A 15,056-nucleotide genomic window follows, 5' to 3' on the forward strand; every position below is an offset into this window, starting at 1 on the left:
GCCATGTCACTAAGGGGTTACCCTCGCGTCAGATGTGGTCCGCACAGCACGGGGTCGGGTTGGGGACCTCGAAGGGGGCCAGCAGGCCGCCCGCGGCCGGGACCAGGGTGAGGGTGAGCACGCCGTCGCGCCACTCCGGGCGTACATGGTCCTGGGTCAGCACCTCGGCGGTGGGCGGGAGTCGGACGCCGGGTGCGCCGAGTACGACGAGGTGCTCGATGACGGTGCGGTCGAGCAGGTCCGCGACGGTGACGGTGCCGGTCAGGTGCGCCACGCCGGGGTAGGCCACGGCCCGGCCGGAGGCGGGTGGTGCGGCGGCGGCCAGCCGGGCGGTGTCCACCGCGTCGCCGGGGCCGTGGGAGCGGTCGGCCAGGGCGAGGCCGGTGCCCTTCGGGAGCACGTGGACCAACTCCTGCCAGACCGCGTCCGCGTCCGGGCCGGGGACGGCCAGCGAGACCGTCGTACCCCGTCGCTCGTCGGTGCGGAACAGGTGGGTGCAGGCGAACACGCCGTCCGCGAGGGACAGTTGGTCCAGCAGCCGGTGGATCAGGTGGTCGGCCTCGCGCAGGGTCGCCGTACCGGCGTCCACCCCGATGACGGAGCGGACGCCGGACGCGTGGTGCGGGGAGGTCATGCGGGCAGGACCCACATCGGGTTGGAGTAGAACCACAGGTCCTTCCACGGGTCGGCGTCGCCGAGGACGTCGATGGCCGGGCCGGCCGGGTCCACGGCGGCACCGTTGAAGCCGACCGCGGAGCGGTTGCCGTCGGTGCCGCGCAGCCGGACGTAGACCGGCTTGTCGAGGCGACCGAGGGAGTACGTCAGCTTGACCGTGCCGGTCGCCTTGTTGACCTCGAAGGACTTCACGACCTTGGTGGCGGGCGTGGCGAAGGTGTCCTTGTCGCTCACCTTGCCTGTGACATCGCCCTGGATGACGTCGACGCGGGCCAGCGACGGCACGAACTGCGCCCAGTTGGGGCCGTTGGCGAGGCTGATCTCGATGACCAGGTCGACCCTGCTGCCCTTGCGGACGTGCAGCACGTCGCCGAGGGTCACCGCCTGGGAGCCGGAGCGGAGCTGGGCGTCGAGGCCGCTGATCAGGCCGCCGTGGTCCACCCAGACGCGGCCGGCCCGGATGCCGTCCATGACCGACTTGTAGGAGAAGGAGGAGGCGCCGACGTGGGTGCGGGAGTACTGGCCGGGCCAGAAGTCGGTGTCGGTGAGGCTGATGCCGGTGCCGTAGACCGGGTCCTCGTAGCGGCCGTTGGCGTTGAAGTCGCTGTTCGGGCCGCGCACCGCGGTGTCGGCGTAGACGTTGTGGGAGTCGGAGTTGGCGGTGATCCACCAGGGCTTGCCCTCGGCGAGCAGGCTGTCCCACAGGCCGCCGACGGTGGCGGTCATCCAGTCGAAGCCGCCCCAGGTGCGGTAGCTCTCCAGCGGGTAGCCGGCGAAGGAGTCGGCGCTCGGGCTGTTGTCGTAGATGCCGCGGGCCGAGCCGGGGCCGTTCGGCTTGGGCAGGCCGCCCGCCTGATGGCCGGGGGCACCCTCGAAGCCGACGGCGATCGATGGCTGGGCGTCGCGCCAGGCGCGGATCTCGTGCGGCGAGTCGATGCCCTTGCGGGCCGGGTGGTTGGCGAGGAACAGCGCGTCCCTGACGTTGCGGCGCTGTACCTGCTCGGCGAGGAAGTTGAGCCCGGAGATGGCCAGCGCCTCGTTGGCGGGGCTGCTCGAGGAGGCGCCCTTCACCGAGCCGTCGAAGGAGTTCTCGAACTCCTTGAGGACGGCGACCTCGTTCTTGCCGGGGTGGACGAAGACCGTGCCGTGCTCGGCGGCCGGGATGTTCCACTCCAGGCCCTGGAAGACCAGCGTGTCGTCGATCTGGTCGCGGGCGGCGACGATGTCCGGGTTGACCTTCTCGACACCGATCTTGGCGTGGGTCTCGCTGCCGTGGTCGGTGATGACCATCCAGTCCAGGCCGTGCGCGTTGGCCTGCCGGACGTGGTCGATGACCCGGTACTTGGCGTCGGAGCTGTACTGGGTGTGGATGTGGTGGTCGCCGGCCAGCCACAGGTAGCCGCCGGAACGGCCGTTCTGGGAGTGGGCGGAGGAGACCGAGGCGGCGGCCTGACCCGCGCCGGCGAGGACACTGCCCGCCGCGAGGCCGGCGCCGAGCAGGCCGGTGCGGCGCAGCATCGAGCGGCGGGAGAGCTGGCCGGGCGTCAGCTCCGCGTCGGGGACCGACAGATCGAGGGCGGGCGGCAGCGACGAGGCGGCGTCGCCGTCCCCGTGGTGGTGATGGTGGTGGTGACCGTGACCGTGGTCGTGGCTGTGACCGTGGCTCATGTTCGGAACTCCCGCGGGCGACCGGTACGGGGGATGGCTCAGGACGTGCAGAGTCTGCGAAGGTCGCATGAACAACGGGAGTCGAGGTCATGGTGGGGTAAAGAACGACTCATGTGCAGCGCGCTACGCACGCGTACCGGTGGGGAGTTGACCAAGGAGCCGTAAAGACGGCGATGCCCGGACCGGCTCACGGGGAGCCGGCCCGGGCATCGGATCCCGGTCGGTCAGACCAGGTCGAACCGGTCCGCGTTCGCGACCTTCGTCCAGGCGGCGACGAAGTCCTTCACGAACTTCTCCTTGGCGTCGTCGCTCGCGTAGACCTCGGCGACGGCGCGCAGCTCGGAGTTGGAGCCGAAGACCAGGTCGGCACGGGTGCCGGTCCACTTGACCGCGCCGGAGGCGTCGCGGCCCTCGAAGGTGGACTGGTCCTCGGAGGTGGACTTCCAGGTCGTGCCCATGTCGAGCAGGTTGACGAAGAAGTCGTTGGTCAGCACGCCCGGCGTCTCGGTGAGGACGCCGTGCTTCGAGCCGCCCTGGTTGGCGCCGAGGACGCGCAGGCCGCCGACGAGGACGGTCAGCTCGGGGGCGCTGAGGCCGAGCAGGTTGGCACGGTCGAGGAGCAGGTACTCGGCGGGCAGGCGGTTACCCTTGCCGAGGTAGTTGCGGAAGCCGTCCGAGGTCGGCTCCAGGGCCGCGAAGGACTCGGCGTCCGTGTGCTCGTCGGTCGCGTCGACCCGGCCCGGGGCGAAGGGCACCTCGATGTCGACACCGGCGTCCTTGGCGGCCTTCTCCACCGCGGCGGCACCGCCGAGGACGATCAGGTCGGCCAGGGAGACCTTCTTGGCTCCGGTGTTGAAGTCGCGCTGGACGCCCTCCAGGACGCGCAGGACCTGGGCGAGCTGGTCGGGGTCGTTGGCCTCCCAGCCGCGCTGCGGCTCCAGGCGGATGCGGGCGCCGTTGGCGCCGCCGCGCTTGTCGCTGCCGCGGTACGTCGAGGCCGACGCCCAGGCGGTGGAGACGAGCTGCGAGACCGTGAGGCCGGAGGCGAGGAGCTTGGCCTTGAGCGCCGTGACGTCGGCCGCGTCGATGGCCTCGCCCTCGGCCTCGGGCAGCGGGTCCTGCCAGATCAGCGTCTCCGCCGGGACCTCCGGGCCGAGGTACAGGGACTTCGGCCCCATGTCACGGTGGGTCAGCTTGAACCAGGCACGGGCGAACGCGTCCGCGAACTGGTCGGGGTTCTCGTGGAAGCGGCGCGAGATCGGCTCGTAGATCGGGTCGAAGCGCAGCGACAGGTCGGTGGTGAGCATCGTCGGGAGCTTCTTCTTCGACGCGTCGTGCGCGTCGGGGATGATCGCCTCGGCGTCCTTGGCGACCCACTGCTTGGCGCCGGCCGGGGACTCGGTCAGCTCCCACTCGTAGCCGAAGAGGATGTCGAAGAAATCGTTGCTCCACTGGGTGGGCTTGGTGGTCCAGGTGACCTCCAGACCACTGGTGATCGCGTCGCCGGCCTTGCCCGTGCCGTAGGTGCTCTTCCAGCCGAGGCCCTGCTGCTCGATCGGCGCGCCCTCGGGCTCGGCTCCCACGTTCTCCGCGGGGCCGGCGCCGTGGGTCTTGCCGAAGGTGTGGCCCCCGGCGATGAGGGCGACGGTCTCCTCGTCGTTCATCGCCATCCGGCGGAAGGTCTCGCGGATGTCGCGGGCCGCGGCGATCGGGTCCGGGTTGCCGTTGGGGCCCTCCGGGTTGACGTAGATGAGACCCATCTGGACGGCGCCGAGCGGGCTCTCCAGGTCGCGGTCACCGGTGTAGCGCTGGTCGTCGAGCCAGACCTTCTCGGGGCCCCAGTAGACGTCGTCCTCCGGCTCCCAGACGTCCTCGCGGCCGCCGCCGAAGCCGAAGGTCTCGAAGCCCATCGACTCCAGGGCCACGTTGCCGGTGAGGATCATGAGGTCGGCCCAGGAGATGGCCTGGCCGTACTTCTTCTTGACCGGCCACAGCAGACGGCGCGCCTTGTCGAGGTTGCCGTTGTCCGGCCAGCTGTTGAGCGGGGCGAAGCGCTGCTGGCCGGCGCCGGCGCCGCCACGGCCGTCGGAGATGCGGTAGGTGCCCGCGCTGTGCCAGGCCATACGGATCATCAGCGGGCCGTAGTTGCCGAAGTCGGCCGGCCACCAGTCCTGCGAGGTGGTGAGCACCTCCGCGATGTCACGTTTCACGGCCGCGAGGTCGAGGTTCTGGAAGGCCTCGGCGTAGTCGAAACCCTCGTCGAGGGGGTTCGAGACGGCGGGGTTCTTGGCAAGGATCTTCAGGTTGAGCCCCTCGGGCCACCACTGGCGGTTGCCGCCGCCCTGGGTGGGGTGCGGTGCGCGGTCGTGCGCGACCGGGCACTTGCCCGCGTTCTCCTGGGCCTCAGACATGGGGGAAATCCTTCCGGAAGGGGCGGATCGACGTACTCAGGAACTGCTGACGGTGGAACAGGCGGGGCACAGGCCCCAGTAGATGACCTCGGCCTCGTCGATCGCGAAGCCGTGGTCGTCCGAAGCGGTCAGGCACGGGGCGTCGCCGACCGCACAGTCGACGTCGGCGACGGCACCGCACGACCGGCACAGGACGTGGTGGTGGTTGTCGCCGACGCGCCCCTCGAACCGGGCCGGGCTGCCGGCCGGTTCGATACGGCGTATGAGTCGTGCCGTGGTGAGCGCGTGCAGCGCGTCGTACACGGCTTGAAGCGATATGTGGCCCACCCGCTCGCGGACGCCCGAGGCGATCGCCTCGACGTCCAGGTGGTCGCCGTGGCGGACGGTCTCCAGCAGCGCGACGCGGGCGGCCGTCACCCGCAGGCCGGCACCGCGCAGCTCGTCGGCGGTCGTCGGGGGCTGGGATGCGGTCATGGCACCAACCTATCCCCTTAAACACGAGTGATTCAAGAAAACAAACCACTCAAGTCTGGTGACGAACCGGCCGACGCCCGCCCGGCCGCCTCTCCGGCCGACTTCCGCCGCACGACTTTGCCATCTCTTTACAACCCGCCCCGGTGCCGGGTCGTCTCTCCGCTCGATCCGTAACTCAGCCCGCCCCGACCACGGCGGGCCGACGAAAGAGAGCGTCCTCATGCGCCGAACCGTCCTGAGCGCCACGGCACTCGCCTGCACCGCCGTGCTGGCCGGCACCGTGCCCGCGTTCGCCGACAGCACCACCCCGAGCCCGGTCCCCACCGTGGCGCAGTCCGCCGAGCCGTCCGCCGTCCCGTCCGAGGCGCCGTCCGCCGAGCCCACCCGGGCCTCGACCCCCGCGCCGACGCGGGACTCGCACCAGGTCGCGGCGGTGCCGCAGGGCGCGCCCGACACCGGGGTGACGGAGCCGTCCAAGGACTCCGGCTCCGAGGGCGCGCTCATCGGCGGCGGTGCGGCGGCCGTGCTCGCCGCGGGCGCGACGGTGTTCGCCGTCCGTCGCCGCCGGGCGACCGGGGCATGACCCCCCTCTCCAGGCGCGCCTTGGTCACCGCCGCGGCGGCCTCGCTGCTGGCGGGCTGCGCGGGCCGGGCACCGGACCGGACGGCCCCGGCCGCCCACCGGCGTCCGGCGTCCTCGCCGCCGCCGTCCACGGGCACGGCCACGACCGGGTCCGCCGCGCACACCGCGCTCGGCCGGTCCACGCCGGTCCGGCTGCGCATCCCGGCGATCGGGGTCGACACCCCGCTGCTGCGGCTCGGCCTCGCCGCCGACGGCACGGTGCAGGTGCCGCCGGTCACCGCGCACGACCGGGCGGGCTGGTACCGCTACTCCCCCACCCCGGGGCAGACCGGTCCGTCGGTGATCCTCGGCCATGTCACGGTCGGCGCGTACGGGGACGGGGTGTTCCGCCGGCTCGCGGAGCTGCGCCGGGGCGAGCAGGCCGTGGCGCGCCTGGAGAACGGCAGGTCGGCGGTGTTCACCGTGGACAAGGTGCGTACGGTCGCCAAGGCCGCGTTCCCGACACAGGAGGTGTACGGGGACGTGGCCCGCCCGGAGCTGCGGCTGATCACCTGCGGCGGTCCGCGGGGCGGCGACGGCTACCTCGACAACGTGATCGTCTTCGCCACGCTGACCGGCACGACACCCTGACCCGCCGGAACGGATGCGGGACCGGTGGAACGTACGCCACCGGTCCCGCATCCTCCCCGACGAGTCCGACGAGCGAATCCCCCACGACCCTGGAGAACGTTGAAACGGTCCCGTGACACGGCGGCCTCCGAGCTGTTCGCCGCCCTGTACCCGCGCCTGGCCGGCTGGTGCCGCCGTCTGGTCGACGACGACGAGACGGCGCACGAGATCGCCTCGGAGGCCTTCACCCGGCTGTGGGCCCGGTGGACGAAGGTGGAGGAGCCGCGCGGCTTCCTCTACGTCACCGCGGCCAACCTCGTCCGGGACCACTGGCGCAAGCTGGAGCGCGAGCGCCGGGCGGTGCGCCGGGTGGGTTCGGAGGCCGCGATCCGCCCGCACACCGAGCCGGCGGACCCCTCGGTACGGCTGCTGGTGCAGTCGCTGCCCGAGCGGCTGCGGGTGCCGATCCTGCTGCACTACTACGCTGACATGCCGATCCGGGAGGTGTCCGAGCTGACCGGGCGCAAGGAAGGAACCGTCAAGGCCGATCTGCACGCGGCCCGAGAACTGCTGCGCGGTCATCTGAGGAGAAGCCTTGACCACACGCTTTGACGACGAGCCGGAGTTCGACGGACCCGACGATCCCCTGGCGGTCATCCTGCGGCCGCCGGCCGCCCACCTCGGTCCGCCGCCCGGCCGCTACGAGGAGATCCGGCGTGCCGCGGGCCGCCGCCGCCTGGTCCGCACGGTGGCCGGAGCCGGGGTGACCTGCGCCGTCGCCGTCTGCGTGGCCCTGTCGCTGCATCTGACGGCACCTGCCGCGCCGCACTCCCCCCAGGTCCCCCTCGCACCACCGATCGTCAGTCCCACCGCCCCGCACCGCGCGTCGGGATCCCCGACCCCGGTTGCGCCCCGTCCGAGCCCCAGTCTCGCGCCCACACGACAAGGGACCACACAGGCTCCCGCCCGGGGGGCGTCAGCGGCCCCGTCGGCCACCCCGTCCGCCGCGGTCCGCGACATCCCGTCCGAGAACCGGCCGAGCGCCGTCGCCACGGCGCCCACCCGCTGAGCGCTCAGCTGCTGGACGTGCCGCGTCATGTCGTCGGTCGTCTGCGGCGCCGTCGAAAGGGGCGCTGCCGAACCGCAGTCGAGCCTGCCTGCCCTGCTTGGGACGTCAACACTGCGGCCGCCGGTGTCATCCGTCCGTGCCGTCGTCTTCCGACGCACCGTCCGGGCCCCAAAGGCGCGGGTCAAGGCGCCACTCCGGCGGGTGCGGGGCGCGGCGCGGGCGACGGCCCGGATGGCCGAGGCTGCGCCTCGGCGTTGGTGTGATGTTTCGTACGAGGCCGGAATGAAAGGCGTGGAACGGGCAACGTTCCGTTTCATGCTCCACGCGCGAACCCTCCGGCAGGTGACTCGATGACGACGGCGACCCAGGCCCCTCCGACCGCTCCGGCCGCCGCGCCACCCGCCCGCACCCTGCCGTCCGCCGCCTCCCCTCCGCTGCCCTCCCTGACCGGACTGAGATGGATGGCCGCACTGCTGGTCTTCGGCCTGCACGTGCACAACTTCCGCTACTTCGGCGGCACCGGCGGCCGCATCATGTCCTGGGGGTTCGAGGCCGGTGCCTCGGGGGTGTCGTTCTTCTTCCTCCTCTCCGGGTTCGTCCTGATGTGGTCCGCGCGGCCGGGCGACCGGGCAGCGCGCTTCTGGTGGCGGCGGGTCGCCCGGGTCTACCCGGTCCACCTGGTCACCGTCGCCGTCGCGCTGGTCATGGTGTGCACGCTGCCCCGCCAGCCGAGGCCGACCCTGCTGCAGGGCCTGGCCGACGTGTTCCTGGTGCACTCCTGGTGGCGGCCGTGGTGGCAGACCCTGGACCCGGTCAGCTGGTCGCTCGCGTGCGAGGCCTTCTTCTACGCCGCGTTCCCGCTGCTGGCGCTGCTGCTGCGCCGCCTGGGCGGACGGGGTGCCACGGCGCTGGCCGCACTGGCCGCCCTGACCGTGCTGGCGCTGGCCTGGACGGACGCACACCACTGGTGGGCACAGCCGATCAGTTCCTTCCCGGCCGCCCGGCTGCCCGAGTTCGTGCTGGGCGCGGCCACCGCGCGGCTGGTGCTGCTCGGCCGGTGGCGCGGCCCGGGCCTGGAGGCCTCGCTGGCTCTGGCGATCATCGGCTACTTCCTGGTCCCGCAGGTCACCGCCGAGTACGCGGCCACCGCCTGCACCCTCACGGGCTTCGCGCTGCTCATCCCGGCAGCGGCCGTCGCGGACCTGCACGGCCTGCCCTCGCTGTGGCGGCGCCGGTGGCTGGTCCGCCTCGGCGAACTGTCGTTCGCGTTCTACATGGTCCATCTGCTGGTGCTGCGGGCGGGCACCCATCTGCTCGGCACCCGCCCGCGTTTCCACCTGCTCACCGGCACCGCCGTCGCCGCCGCCGCGTTCACCGTGGCGCTGGGCCTGTCCTGGCTCCTGTACGAGGGCGTGGAACGGCCCGCACGACGGCTGCTGCTACGGCGGCCGGCACCGCGGCGGACGGCCTAGACGCTCCGCCGGAAGGGCCGCGACATGCCGTTTGCCGACTGCGGCGCCGTCGTGGCCGGCCGCGCAGTTCCTCCCCCAGCCTTCGGCCGGGGGTTCCCCAGCGCCCCTTACGGGGCGCTGGGGAACCCGGCCCGGCTACGGGAACTGGACCACCTTGGACGGGGTGGTACCGGTCCCCGAGGTCGGCGATCCGGTGGTGTTGACGACGTGGGCGTACTGGCCCATGCCGCCCAGGGAGATCACCAGCAGGTCGTGCATCCTGATCCCCGAACCGGTCGGCACCTGGAAGCCGTTGGACTGCACGATCGTGGGATCGGCCGTGTAGTTGCAGTAGCTTCCCAGGCCCCAGGCCTCGTGGGTGGTCACGGTGTCGGCGACCTTGTAGGCCGCGTAGCCGACGACGCCGTCGTGGGTGATGGCGGCGGCGTTCGGGGCGTCGTACGCCTTCTCGTTCTGGAAGAAGATCGTGCGGCCGCGTTCGCCGTTCCAGTAGACGTCGTACTTGTTGAAGTGCTCGACGAACAGGCCGGTGGCGAGGACGTCGTTGCCGTTGACGCGCAGGCCGTAGTCGGCGCGGTTGGTGGTCCAGCCGACTCCGCTGCCGTGGTCGGCGCGCCACAGCCAGGTGTGGTCGATGATCACGTTGTTGCTGTTGACCACGACCGAGTTGGTGGCGAGGCCGGGTCCGGCGCCGCCGATGCGGACGAACACGTCCTGCATGGTGGTGGGGTTGGCGGAGTGGTCGGCGGTGGAGCCGGGGTCGCCGATCCGCAACAGGGTGTCGGAGTTGACGGTGCCCGCGTCGATGAGGAACCCGGCGAGCCTGACGCCGTCGACGTCGGCGACGTGCATGGCGTCGACCCCGTTGTCCGGGACGAGGGTGGCGAGGCCGAGGCCGAGGACCACCGTGTCGGCGCGGGTGACGTCGATGGTCCGGTCGAGGTGGTAGATGCCCGGAGTGAACAGGAGGTTGAGGCCCTGGGAGAGAGCCTGGTTGATGGTGGCGGCCGTGGCGCCGGGCTTGACGACGTAGAACTGGTCCAGCGGGAGGGAGGTGCCCGCGTTCGCCGGCCAGGAGACGCCCCGGGCGTTCGTGCGCTTGGCAGGGACGAAGACCTTGTAGGTGCTGCCGTCCAGGTACAGGAAGGGCTTCTCACGCGAGACCGGGGTGTTGTCCAGCGTGGTGTAGGAGCCGGTCGCGAAGTCGGTCGCGGGTGCGCCCTGGACTCCGGAGAAGGTCATGTTCCAGACGCCGTTGGTCCAGCCGCCGACCGAGCTGTCGCGGGTGTACCACTGCTGCTGGGAGTACGGGCCGACCGTGCCGTCGATCTTCGAGTCGGCGATGTAGCCGCCGGAGGCCCAGCCGTAGCCGTTCGGCGCGAGGTTGAGGCCGCCCTTGACGTGGATACGGCGGAAGGGGGCCGCCTGAGCCACGGCCCACCGGTCGGTGCCGTTGGACGGCGTGATGGCGAGGTTCTCCGCCGAACGCCAGAAGTTCTGGGTGGCGTTGCCGTTGAACCAGCCGGCGTCGACCGTGACGTCACCGTTGATCTGGGTGTCGTCGGGGTTGAGGCCGAGCCCGGAGATCGAGGTGTAGAAGCCGATCTGGGCGTTGATGCCGTTGTAGGTGCGCGGCTTGAGCAGGAACTGGTAGCGGCCGGTGCCGAACTGGGCCGACTCCTGCTGGGCGAAGACGGAGTCGAACTTCGCCTGGAGGTTCGGCGTGGACGGGTCGACGACGATCACGTTGGGGCCGAGGTCGCCGCCGCCCTGGACCGGGGGCGTGCCGGTGGTGGTCCCGTAGACCTGGAACTCCCAGAGCGAGTAGCCCCACTGGGTGGCGCGGTGCACGCCGAGCATCCGGACGTAGCGGCCCTGCCCGGAGACGGTGAGGGTGTCGGTGCCGCCGTCGCCGCCGGTCACGGACTGCAGGTCGGTCCAGTTGTTGCCGTCCGAGGAGATCTGGACCTTGTAGTCCTTGCCGTAGGCGGTCTCCCAGTCGAGGACCACCTGGTTGACCTGGGCGGTGGCGCCGAGGTCGACCTGGAGCCACTGGTCGTCGGTGAACGCGGACGACCAGCGGGTGCCGGTGTTGCCGTCGACCGCGTTCGCGGCGGTGGTCCCGGCGTTCTCCTCGGAGGAGGCGGTGGCCGTCTTCCCTTGCGACAGCGGGGCGTCGGCGGCTCGGGCGGCCGGCGCGTGGGCGGTGGGCAGGGCGAGCAGCGCGGCCATGGCGGCGAGCACTACGCCCAAGGATCTCAGTCGTCTCATCAGCGGCTCCCTGAGGTGGACGTGACGGTGCGGACAACGACCGCATCGCACGGCTTAGTTCAGGTTTTGATTTAAGTGGTGAGGCAACTGGGCGACAAGCCTTCGGACGGGGGTTTTTCGGCCGCCGCGGTCCCGCGGCAGGTCACGGCGACCGCCACGGGACCGACACCGGCCCCCGTCACAGGCCGCGCTGCGCGTACATGGCGCTGAGGTCGCCCGACAGGGCGCCCTTGGCCCAGCGGGTGACATCGTCGGCCAGTACCTCGTAGGCACCCGACTCGACGCCGTCGAGCGCCGCCGCCGCGATGTCCTCGGGCTTCGCCTTCGGCCCGTCGGCATGCGCGGCCATGTCGGTGTCCACGTAGCCCATGTGCAGGCCGGTGACGCCGATGCCGCGCGGCTTGAGCGCGAGGCGCAGGCTGTTGGTCTGCGACCAGAACGCCGCCTTCGAGGCACTGTAGGCGCCGCCCTCGGCGACCCAGGACAGCACCGAGTGGACGTTCAGGAGGTGGCCGCCGCCGTTGCGCTCGATGACGGGGACGAAGGCTCGGGCGAGCAGCAGCGGGCCGTAGAAGTTGATCTCGAACTCGCGGCGGATGTCGTCGAGCGGCGAGGTCAGGAATTCGGTGCCGAGGGCGATCCCGGCGTTGTTGACCAGGACCGTGACGTCCTGCGCCTGCTCGACGACGGCAGCCACGGAAGCGGGGTCGGTGACCTCCAGGGGCAGCGCCACCGCGTCGGGGTGGGTGACGGAGCGCGGGTCGCGGGCGGTGGCGTAGACCTTGCCGGCACCGCGCGCGTACAACTCCTCCACCAGCGCCTTTCCGACGCCTCGGCTGCCGCCGGTGACGAGGACGACGGAGTCCTTGATCGCGGTCATGACACTCACACTCCCAGACGTGCACAGAGATCGGAAACCGATCGGTTTCCTCCGGTGCCGCCCATCGTAAACCGATCGGTTTCCCACTTCAATCGCAGGGGAGGCCGCCGGGCCGCCGCCCGGACCGGACGCCCTTACGGGCAGGGCGGGTTACTCGATCCAGTTCCTTGCGTCCGACCTCTGGCTACGGACTCCTACCGGGCGGTATACAGACCACCGACACACGCGTGCGGGCCGCCCGTCGGGACCGGTTCCGTGCGCGTCCCGGTTCCAGGGGGGAACTCCATGGCGTACGGCATCCCGTCCGACGGTCCGGCCAGACGGCACCGGCGGAAGGCCACCGTGGCGGCGGCGCTGGGCGGCTGCGCCCTGGTGGCCGCGTCCACGACACCGGCCGCGGCGCACGGCGGCGGCCACGGCCCCGGCCACGACCGCGGCACCAGCTACGTGGCGCTCGGCGACTCCTACACCTCGGGCCCGGTCATCCCGACGCAGGTCGACGCGGACTGTGCCCGCTCCGACCACAACTACCCCTCGCTGGTGGCGGCGGCCCGGCATGTGAGCGCGTTCAAGGACGTGAGCTGTGCGGGCGCGACGACCGCCGAGATGTGGAAGGCCCAGGGCACCAACGGCCCCCAGCTCGACGCCGTCCAGCGGAGCACCGACCTGGTGACCGTCCAGATCGGCGGCAACGACATCGGGTTCAGCTCGATCATCGGCACCTGCGCGGCCCTGAGCTCCAAGGACCTGACGGGCAATCCCTGCCAGCAGTACTACAACGCCTCCGGCACCGACCGGCTGACGGTCGCCGTCGCGCAGACCGCGCCCAAGGTCGACAAGGTGCTGCGGGCGATCCGCGCCCGGGCCCCGCACGCCCGGATCCTGGTCGTCGGCTACCCCGACCTGCTGCCCGACGACGGCAGCGGCTGCTACCCGACGGCGCCGTTCGCGGCCAAGGACTTCCCGTACCTCCGGGACACCGGCAAGCGGCTGAACCTCATGCTGCGCTTGGTCGCCGCCTGGAACGGCGCCCGGTACGTGGACACCTACGGCCCGACCGTCGGCCACGACATGTGCAAGGCCCCCGCCGACCGCTGGATCGAGCCCCTCCAGCCGACCTCCCCGGCCGCCCCCGCCCACCCCAACGCCAAGGGCGAGGCGGCCATGGCACAGGCGGTGCTCGACCGGCTGGAGCGGCGCTACTGAGAGTTCGCGCCTAGCGGTTCGTGGGCAGCGTCTTGGACGGGTAGCCGCGCAGCACGAGGGACGTGGTGACCGGACCGTGGCGAGCCAGGGAGTCCACGACCTCCTCCAGGCGTTCTGCGTGGGTGCAGTGCACGTCGAAGAGCAGGCAGTCCTCGCCGGTCACCCGGAGCGTCGAGACGACCTCCGGGGTCCGGGCGGCGAGGGCGAGCGCCATCGGCAGTTGCGCGTGCGTGGTGCGCAGCCGGACCACGGCGTGGATGTTGAGCCCGAGCGCGGCGGGGGCGACGACGGCCCGGTAGCCGGTGATGACACCGCTCTTCTCCAGCCGCTGGATCCGGGCGCCCGCCGCCGGCTGGGAGAGCCCGACCCGCCGTCCGACCTCGGCTCCGGTGAGCCGGCCGTCGGTCTGGAGCAGTTCCAGGATGGCCCGGTCGATGTCGTCGAGTGATTCCATCGTCGTCGTCCCCACTTTCCTCTGGATCACTTGCCGGGCCGTGCCGCCGCCACTGGTCCGTGCAGAATCGCCCCCAGGACGGACCCGGGCAGCGCCGGGTCACGACGGAAAGGGCGGTCGGCGGTGGTCGCGTACGTCATCATCCCCGGGATCGACGGGTCGGACGACAGGCACTGGCAGAGCCGGTGGGAGCAGGCGTGGGGCGACGCGGCGGTGCGCATCGCCCCGGGCTCGTGGACGCGGCCCGACCTGCGGGACTGGGTCGCCGCGGTGCAGGCCGCCCATGACGTCGCCGTCGCACGGGACGGCCGGGTGGCGCTGGTGGCGCACAGCCTCGGCTGCTGGGCGGCCGCCGAGTGGCTGGCGCGGGCCCGGCCCGGCCGGGTCCCGGCGTTCCTGGCCGCGCCGCCCGACCCACGGGGACCGGCGTTCCCGGGTGCGGCCGCGCCGACCTTCCTGGAGCTGACCGCCCGCCCGCTGCCCGGCCCGGCCTTGGTGGTGGCGAGCGACGACGACCCGTACGGCGGCGCCGCGGCCTCCGCCGCGCTGGCCGCGGGATGGGGTGCGCGCAGGCACTCCGTCGGGACGCACGGACACCTCAACTCCGCGAGCGGGCTCGGCGACTGGCCCGCCGGCCGGGAGCTCCTGGACACCCTGGTGGGCCCCTGAGCGGCCCCCGCACCCCGACACCCCGGGCTGTGCGGCCCCATGGGGGGACCGGGGGACGGTTCGCGATAGGTTGACCTGCATGAGCGACAACGTTTATTTCGACATCTCGATCAACAACGAGCCGGTCGGCCGGATCGTGTTCAGCCTGTTCGACAAGGTGGTGCCCGACACGGCCCGCAACTTCCGTGAGCTCGCCACCGGGCAGCACGGCTTCGGGTACGCCGGTTCCGGCTTCCACCGGATCATCCCCCAGTTCATGCTCCAGGGCGGTGACTTCACCCGGGGTGACGGCACCGGCGGCAAGAGCATCTACGGCGAGAAGTTCAAGGACGAGAACTTCGAGCTCAAGCACGACCGTCCGTACCTGCTCAGCATGGCCAACGCGGGCAGGAACACCAACGGCTCGCAGTTCTTCGTCACCACCGTCGTGACGTCCTGGCTGGACGGCAAGCACGTGGTCTTCGGTGAGGTCGTCGAGGGTCAGGACATCGTCGACAGGATCGAGAGCTACGGCTCGCAGAGCGGCGCCCCCAAGGCCAAGGTCGAGATCACGGCGAGCGGCACCGTCTGATCCCGGACCGGCGTTTTCCACGGGGGACCGGGATGCTCGCCCGGT

Annotated in this window: 15 protein-coding genes; 8 read left to right on the forward strand and 7 right to left on the reverse strand. The window is 71.7% G+C overall.

The features are described from left to right. Positions 1-28 precede the first annotated feature (28 nt). The 4 genes from ACFY6U_RS08275 to ACFY6U_RS08290 all read right to left on the reverse strand — a co-directional run bounded on the left by ACFY6U_RS08275 (position 29) and on the right by ACFY6U_RS08290 (position 5,228). Positions 29-634 carry a hypothetical protein gene (locus ACFY6U_RS08275; RefSeq protein ID WP_390035878.1) on the reverse strand — a complete coding sequence of 202 codons (606 nt, stop codon included), beginning with the start codon at positions 632-634 and terminating at the stop codon, positions 29-31. After that, entirely contained in the window at positions 631-2,343 is a 1,713-nt protein-coding gene (locus ACFY6U_RS08280) for a PHP domain-containing protein (protein ID WP_390035880.1), read from the reverse strand. The genes ACFY6U_RS08275 and ACFY6U_RS08280 overlap by 4 nt, the downstream gene beginning before the upstream one ends. A 224-nt stretch (positions 2,344-2,567) precedes the next feature. Continuing rightward, positions 2,568-4,754: a catalase/peroxidase HPI gene (katG, locus tag ACFY6U_RS08285; protein ID WP_390035882.1), complete on the reverse strand. Its 2,187-nt coding sequence runs from the start codon at positions 4,752-4,754 to the stop codon at positions 2,568-2,570. 36 nt (positions 4,755-4,790) lie between these two features. Further along, the gene (locus ACFY6U_RS08290; protein ID WP_351714790.1) at positions 4,791-5,228 is read right to left on the reverse strand and encodes a Fur family transcriptional regulator; all 438 of its coding nucleotides are present in this window, start codon (positions 5,226-5,228) and stop codon (positions 4,791-4,793) included. A gap of 220 nt (positions 5,229-5,448) precedes the next feature. Between ACFY6U_RS08290 and ACFY6U_RS08295 the strand changes: the two genes are divergently transcribed. The 5 genes from ACFY6U_RS08295 to ACFY6U_RS08315 all read left to right on the forward strand — a co-directional run bounded on the left by ACFY6U_RS08295 (position 5,449) and on the right by ACFY6U_RS08315 (position 8,960). Then, complete coding sequence (locus ACFY6U_RS08295) at positions 5,449-5,811, forward strand: sortase-dependent protein (protein ID WP_390035884.1); 363 nt, start codon at positions 5,449-5,451, stop codon at positions 5,809-5,811. After that, positions 5,808-6,440, forward strand: a complete 633-nt coding sequence (locus ACFY6U_RS08300; protein ID WP_390035886.1) for a class F sortase — start codon at positions 5,808-5,810, stop codon at positions 6,438-6,440. Before ACFY6U_RS08295 ends, ACFY6U_RS08300 begins: the two co-directional genes overlap by 4 nt. Before the next feature lie 99 nt (positions 6,441-6,539). Beyond that, positions 6,540-7,031 carry an RNA polymerase sigma factor gene (locus ACFY6U_RS08305; protein ID WP_351499761.1) on the forward strand — a complete coding sequence of 164 codons (492 nt, stop codon included), beginning with the start codon at positions 6,540-6,542 and terminating at the stop codon, positions 7,029-7,031. After that, a complete protein-coding gene (locus tag ACFY6U_RS08310; RefSeq protein ID WP_390035888.1) occupies positions 7,015-7,488 on the forward strand; it encodes a hypothetical protein in 474 nt (157 codons plus the stop codon). The genes ACFY6U_RS08305 and ACFY6U_RS08310 overlap by 17 nt, the downstream gene beginning before the upstream one ends. A gap of 350 nt (positions 7,489-7,838) precedes the next feature. Beyond that, a complete protein-coding gene (locus tag ACFY6U_RS08315) occupies positions 7,839-8,960 on the forward strand; it encodes an acyltransferase family protein (protein ID WP_390035890.1) in 1,122 nt (373 codons plus the stop codon). 135 nt (positions 8,961-9,095) lie between these two features. On the opposite strand, the gene ACFY6U_RS08320 is transcribed toward ACFY6U_RS08315, so the two are convergent. After that, positions 9,096-11,231, reverse strand: coding sequence for a discoidin domain-containing protein (locus ACFY6U_RS08320; protein WP_390035892.1), 2,136 nt, complete (start codon positions 11,229-11,231; stop codon positions 9,096-9,098). A gap of 178 nt (positions 11,232-11,409) precedes the next feature. Continuing rightward, positions 11,410-12,111 (reverse strand): SDR family oxidoreductase, encoded by a 702-nt coding sequence (locus ACFY6U_RS08325; protein WP_390035894.1) that lies wholly within the window; start codon positions 12,109-12,111, stop codon positions 11,410-11,412. Positions 12,112-12,396: 285 nt separating this feature from the next. On the opposite strand from ACFY6U_RS08325, the gene ACFY6U_RS08330 reads away from it, so the two are divergent. After that, complete coding sequence (locus ACFY6U_RS08330; RefSeq protein ID WP_390035896.1) at positions 12,397-13,317, forward strand: SGNH/GDSL hydrolase family protein; 921 nt, start codon at positions 12,397-12,399, stop codon at positions 13,315-13,317. 10 nt (positions 13,318-13,327) lie between these two features. Here ACFY6U_RS08330 and ACFY6U_RS08335 read toward each other — a convergent pair whose 3' ends face one another. Then, a complete protein-coding gene (locus tag ACFY6U_RS08335; RefSeq protein ID WP_390035898.1) occupies positions 13,328-13,771 on the reverse strand; it encodes an Lrp/AsnC family transcriptional regulator in 444 nt (147 codons plus the stop codon). A gap of 123 nt (positions 13,772-13,894) precedes the next feature. Here ACFY6U_RS08335 and ACFY6U_RS08340 point away from each other — a divergent pair, with 123 nt between their 5' ends. Both ACFY6U_RS08340 and ACFY6U_RS08345 read left to right on the forward strand, forming a co-directional pair. Then, the gene (locus tag ACFY6U_RS08340) at positions 13,895-14,440 is read left to right on the forward strand and encodes an RBBP9/YdeN family alpha/beta hydrolase (protein ID WP_390035900.1); all 546 of its coding nucleotides are present in this window, start codon (positions 13,895-13,897) and stop codon (positions 14,438-14,440) included. 79 nt (positions 14,441-14,519) lie between these two features. Then, the gene (locus ACFY6U_RS08345) at positions 14,520-15,011 is read left to right on the forward strand and encodes a peptidylprolyl isomerase (protein WP_390035902.1); all 492 of its coding nucleotides are present in this window, start codon (positions 14,520-14,522) and stop codon (positions 15,009-15,011) included. Positions 15,012-15,056 lie beyond the last annotated feature (45 nt).

Origin of the sequence: Streptomyces sp. NPDC013157, from assembly GCF_042899865.1 — a bacterium.
Classification (GTDB): Bacteria; Actinomycetota; Actinomycetes; order Streptomycetales; family Streptomycetaceae; genus Streptomyces.

Excerpts from the sequence above, each read along its gene's own strand:
- ACFY6U_RS08275 (WP_390035878.1), bottom strand. The coding sequence starts at position 634 with ATGACCTCCCCGCACCACGCGTCCGGCGTCCGCTCCGTCATCGGGGTG.
- ACFY6U_RS08280 (WP_390035880.1), bottom strand. The coding sequence starts at position 2,343 with ATGAGCCACGGTCACAGCCACGACCACGGTCACGGTCACCACCACCAT.
- katG (WP_390035882.1), bottom strand. The coding sequence starts at position 4,754 with ATGTCTGAGGCCCAGGAGAACGCGGGCAAGTGCCCGGTCGCGCACGAC.
- ACFY6U_RS08290 (WP_351714790.1), bottom strand. The coding sequence starts at position 5,228 with ATGACCGCATCCCAGCCCCCGACGACCGCCGACGAGCTGCGCGGTGCC.
- ACFY6U_RS08295 (WP_390035884.1), top strand. The coding sequence starts at position 5,449 with ATGCGCCGAACCGTCCTGAGCGCCACGGCACTCGCCTGCACCGCCGTG.
- ACFY6U_RS08300 (WP_390035886.1), top strand. The coding sequence starts at position 5,808 with ATGACCCCCCTCTCCAGGCGCGCCTTGGTCACCGCCGCGGCGGCCTCG.
- ACFY6U_RS08315 (WP_390035890.1), top strand. The coding sequence starts at position 7,839 with ATGACGACGGCGACCCAGGCCCCTCCGACCGCTCCGGCCGCCGCGCCA.
- ACFY6U_RS08320 (WP_390035892.1), bottom strand. The coding sequence starts at position 11,231 with ATGAGACGACTGAGATCCTTGGGCGTAGTGCTCGCCGCCATGGCCGCG.
- ACFY6U_RS08325 (WP_390035894.1), bottom strand. The coding sequence starts at position 12,111 with ATGACCGCGATCAAGGACTCCGTCGTCCTCGTCACCGGCGGCAGCCGA.
- ACFY6U_RS08330 (WP_390035896.1), top strand. The coding sequence starts at position 12,397 with ATGGCGTACGGCATCCCGTCCGACGGTCCGGCCAGACGGCACCGGCGG.
- ACFY6U_RS08335 (WP_390035898.1), bottom strand. The coding sequence starts at position 13,771 with ATGGAATCACTCGACGACATCGACCGGGCCATCCTGGAACTGCTCCAG.
- ACFY6U_RS08345 (WP_390035902.1), top strand. The coding sequence starts at position 14,520 with ATGAGCGACAACGTTTATTTCGACATCTCGATCAACAACGAGCCGGTC.